General features: G+C 53.9%; 3 rRNA genes. All 3 read right to left on the bottom strand.

From position 1 onward, the window contains the following. Window positions 1-45: 45 nt before the first annotated feature. Window positions 46-162 (bottom strand): 5S ribosomal RNA (gene rrf / locus AC1C2O_RS19330). 108 nt (window positions 163-270) lie between these two features. After that, window positions 271-3,374 (bottom strand): 23S ribosomal RNA (locus AC1C2O_RS19325). 280 nt (window positions 3,375-3,654) lie between these two features. Then, window positions 3,655-5,179 (bottom strand): 16S ribosomal RNA (locus AC1C2O_RS19320). Together the 16S, 23S and 5S rRNA genes form the textbook arrangement of a ribosomal RNA operon. Between the last annotated feature and the right edge of the window lie 279 nt (window positions 5,180-5,458).

Here is a 5,458-nt window from a genome sequence, read left to right as displayed (position 1 = left end):
GCAAAATGGCCACCCAGCGTTGGGTGGCCATTTTGTCTAAAAGAAGTCCGGCGGTGTCCTACTCTCCCACAGGGTCCCCCCTGCAGTACCATCGGCGCTGTGAGGCTTAGCTTCCGGGTTCGGAATGTAACCGGGCGTTTCCCTCACGCTATGGCCGCCGAAACACTATTGATGTTTCAATCAAACACATAACAAAGTCAATGTTGTTATGTGGTTCTCGACCGTACATCGAGAACCACTCAGTGGACGCGTAGCACCAACAAACGGTGTGTTATCAAGTCATCGGCTTATTAGTACCAGTCAGCTTCACACGTTACCGTGCTTCCACATCTGGCCTATCAACCCAGTAGTCTGGCTGGGAGCCTCTCACCCGAAGGTATGGAAATCTCATCTTGAGGCCGGCTTCCCGCTTAGATGCTTTCAGCGGTTATCCATCCCGAACGTAGCTAATCAGCGGTGCTCCTGGCGGAACAACTGACACACCAGAGGTTCGTCCAACCCGGTCCTCTCGTACTAGGGTCAGATCCTCTCAAATTTCCTACGCGCGCAGCGGATAGGGACCGAACTGTCTCACGACGTTCTAAACCCAGCTCGCGTACCGCTTTAATGGGCGAACAGCCCAACCCTTGGGACCTACTCCAGCCCCAGGATGCGACGAGCCGACATCGAGGTGCCAAACCATGCCGTCGATATGGACTCTTGGGCAAGATCAGCCTGTTATCCCCGAGGTACCTTTTATCCGTTGAGCGACAGCGCTTCCACAAGCCACTGCCGGATCACTAGTCCCGACTTTCGTCCCTGCTCGACCTGTCAGTCTCACAGTCAAGCTCCCTTGTGCACTTACACTCGCCACCTGATTACCAACCAGGTTGAGGGAACCTTTGGGCGCCTCCGTTACTTTTTGGGAGGCAACCGCCCCAGTTAAACTACCCACCATGCACTGTCCCTGAACCGGATTACGGTTCGAAGTTAGATATCCAGAGTGACCAGAGTGGTATTTCAACAATGACTCCACATGAACTGGCGTCCACGCTTCAAAGTCTCCCACCTATCCTACACAAGCCACACCGAACACCAATACAAAGCTATAGTAAAGGTCACGGGGTCTTTCCGTCCTGCTGCGCGTAACGAGCATCTTTACTCGTAATGCAATTTCGCCGAGTTCGCGGTTGAGACAGTTGGGAAGTCGTTACGCCATTCGTGCAGGTCGGAACTTACCCGACAAGGAATTTCGCTACCTTAGGATGGTTATAGTTACCACCGCCGTTTACTGGGGCTTAAATTCTCAGCTTCGCCTTGCGGCTAACCGGTCCTCTTAACCTTCCAGCACCGGGCAGGCGTCAGTCCGTATACATCGTCTTGCGACTTGGCACGGACCTGTGTTTTTAGTAAACAGTCGCTACCCACTAGTCTCTGCGGCCTCCAAACGCTTTTGGGAGTAAATCCCTATACGCCGAAGGCCCCCCTTCTCCCGAAGTTACGGGGGCATTTTGCCGAGTTCCTTAACCACGATTCTCTCGATCTCCTTGGTATTCTCTACCTGACCACCTGAGTCGGTTTGGGGTACGGGCGGCTAGAACCTCGCGTCGATGCTTTTCTTGGCAGCATAGGATCATCCACTTTTTATTCGCATCGTGTCTCAGCCTATGTGAACGGCGGATTTGCCTACCGTTCGGCCTACGCACTTGCACCAGGACAACCATCGCCCGGCTGGACTACCTTCCTGCGTCACACCTGTTAATACGCTAACCGCACCAGCATGGGGTCGTACGCTAGGCCCAATCCGTCACCCCGAAGGGATCAGTCACTGGGATTCAGATACTTAGCACCACTGGATTAGCTTGGGCGGTTCTTCGCCGGTACGGGAATATCAACCCGTTGTCCATCGACTACGCCTGTCGGCCTCGCCTTAGGTCCCGACTTACCCAGGGAAGATTAGCTTGACCCTGGAACCCTTGGTCTTTCGGAGGACGTGTTTCTCACACGTCTTTCGCTACTCATGCCTGCATTCTCACTCGTGTAGCCTCCACGGCTGGTTCACACCGCCGCTTCGCTGGCCACACGACGCTCTCCTACCCATCAACACGGCTGGACCACGAAGGCCTACCAATAATGTCAATGCCACAACTTCGGTGGCGTGCTTGAGCCCCGTTACATTGTCGGCGCGGAATCACTTGACCAGTGAGCTATTACGCACTCTTTCAAGGATGGCTGCTTCTAAGCCAACCTCCTGGTTGTCAAAGCAACTCCACAACCTTTTCCACTTAGCACGCGCTTTGGGACCTTAGTTGGTGGTCTGGGTTGTTTCCCTCTCGACTATGAAGCTTATCCCCCACAGTCTCACTGCTGCGCTCTCACTTACCGGCATTCGGAGTTTGGCTGACGTCAGTAACCTTTTAGGGCCCATCGGCCATCCAGTAGCTCTACCTCCGGCAAGAAACACGCAACGCTGCACCTAAATGCATTTCGGAGAGAACCAGCTATCACGAAGTTTGATTGGCCTTTCACCCCTATCCACAGCTCATCCCCTCAGTTTTCAACCTAAGTGGGTTCGGTCCTCCACGTGCTCTTACACACGCTTCAACCTGGCCATGGATAGATCACTTCGCTTCGGGTCTAGGACATGCGACTGAATCGCCCTATTCAGACTCGCTTTCGCTACGGCTACCCCTCACGGGTTAACCTCGCCACATATCGCTAACTCGCAGGCTCATTCTTCAAAAGGCACGCTGTCACCCCTACTAAGGAGGCTCCAACGGTTTGTAAGCAAACGGTTTCAGGTACTATTTCACTCCCCTCCCGGGGTACTTTTCACCTTTCCCTCACGGTACTTGTCCGCTATCGGTCATCTGGAAGTATTTAGGCTTATCAGGTGGTCCTGACAGATTCACACGGGATTTCTCGGGCCCCGTGCTACTTGGGATACTCTTCGCGCCAAGGGAGGCATTTCGACTACGGGGTTCTCACCCTCTATGACCGGCCTTTCAAGACCGTTCGTCTATACCATCTTGTAACGCCGCCAACTCGGCAGAGTTGACTGAAAAGTCCCACAACCCCGAACATGCAACTCCTGCCGGATATCACACATGCTCGGTTTAGCCTGTTCCGGTTTCGCTCGCCACTACTAACGGAATCGCGGTTGCTTTCTCTTCCTGTGGGTACTGAGATGTTTCACTTCCCCACGTTCCCTCTACCCGCCCTATATATTCAGGCGGGAGTCACTAGGTCGGCACGCCGCCCAGCGGGGTTTCCCCATTCGGACACCCTCGGATCAAAACTTGCTTATCAGTTCCCCGAGGCTTATCGCAGATTGCTACGTCCTTCTTCGGCTCCAGATGCCAAGGCATTCACCGTTTGCTCTTAAAGACTTGATAAATCACATGAGTTTGAATCAAAACTCGACCCACACCCGAAAGTGTGTGTCTGAAATTGACTAATGATCTTTAAGATCATCTTGTGCAACCGATCCGAAGATCAGCTGCAAGATGCTCGCGTCCACTGTGTAGTTCTCAAAGTACGGGCGGTACCCCTCCTCGCACCCCCCAAACGGGAGAAACGACAAGAGGCCCTGAGGATTCAGTCCCACTGGCCTCGAAAGGTCAGCGTTTCCGGTCCCTCAGGACCCAACAGCGTGCAGATNCAGTTGCTCCTTAGAAAGGAGGTGATCCAGCCGCACCTTCCGGTACGGCTACCTTGTTACGACTTAGTCCTAATTACCAATCCCACCTTCGACAGCTCCCTCCCACAAGGGGTTAGGCCACCGGCTTCAGGTGTTACCGACTTTCATGACTTGACGGGCGGTGTGTACAAGACCCGGGAACGTATTCACCGCAGCGTTGCTGATCTGCGATTACTAGCGACTCCGACTTCACGTAGTCGAGTTGCAGACTACGATCCGAACTGGGACCGGCTTTTTGGGATTCGCTCCACCTCACGGTATTGCAGCCCATTGTACCGGCCATTGTAGCATGCGTGAAGCCCAAGACATAAGGGGCATGATGATTTGACGTCATCCCCACCTTCCTCCGAGTTGACCCCGGCAGTATCCCATGAGTTCCCACCATTACGTGCTGGCAACATAGAACGAGGGTTGCGCTCGTTGCGGGACTTAACCCAACATCTCACGACACGAGCTGACGACAACCATGCACCACCTGTTTACGAGTGTCCAAAGAGTTGACCATTTCTGGCCCGTTCTCGTATATGTCAAGCCTTGGTAAGGTTCTTCGCGTTGCATCGAATTAATCCGCATGCTCCGCCGCTTGTGCGGGTCCCCGTCAATTCCTTTGAGTTTTAGCCTTGCGGCCGTACTCCCCAGGCGGGGAACTTAATGCGTTAGCTGCGTCACGGAATCCGTGGAATGGACCCCACAACTAGTTCCCAACGTTTACGGGGTGGACTACCAGGGTATCTAAGCCTGTTTGCTCCCCACCCTTTCGCTCCTCAGCGTCAGTTACGGCCCAGAGATCTGCCTTCGCCATTGGTGTTCCTCCTGATATCTGCGCATTCCACCGCTACACCAGGAATTCCAATCTCCCCTACCGCACTCTAGTCTGCCCGTACCCACTGCAGGCTGGAGGTTGAGCCTCCAGATTTCACAGCAGACGTGACAAACCGCCTACGAGCTCTTTACGCCCAATAATTCCGGATAACGCTTGCACCCTACGTATTACCGCGGCTGCTGGCACGTAGTTAGCCGGTGCTTTTTCTGCAGGTACCGTCACTTTCGCTTCTTCCCTGCTAAAAGAGGTTTACAACCCGAAGGCCGTCATCCCTCACGCGGCGTTGCTGCATCAGGCTTTCGCCCATTGTGCAATATTCCCCACTGCTGCCTCCCGTAGGAGTCTGGGCCGTGTCTCAGTCCCAGTGTGGCCGGTCACCCTCTCAGGCCGGCTACCCGTCGACGCCTTGGTGAGCCATTACCTCACCAACAAGCTGATAGGCCGCGAGCCCATCCCCAACCGAAAAATCTTTCCAAACGTTGACCATGCGATCACGTCTCGTATCCAGTATTAGACGCCGTTTCCAGCGCTTATCCCAGAGTCAGGGGCAGGTTGCTCACGTGTTACTCACCCGTTCGCCACTGATCCACCCAGCAAGCTGGGCTTCACCGTTCGACTTGCATGTGTTAAGCACGCCGCCAGCGTTCATCCTGAGCCAGGATCAAACTCTCCGTAAAAGAAAAATACTGAACACACCGGAAAAAGGTGTGCGCAGCGAGTTTGAACTGACCAAAGAAATGAATCAAACTGACTTCATTTAAAATGCCAACCCCCGGAAGGGCTGGTCTTTGATCCAAAGGAATTCTCACCAGTCCGAAGACCGACGAGGATAATTTGGCATTTGACAAGTGCACGCTGTTGAGTTCTCAAGGATCGGATGCTCCCACGACCCAGTCATCACAACCAGGCCCGCAGGGCAACTTCTCAATCTTACCTGAGCCACACAGCATGTCAAA

The sequence above is a fragment of the Microbacterium sp. Y355 genome, from assembly GCF_059445345.1.
This window is presented reverse-complemented; position numbering and strand designations above follow the sequence as displayed.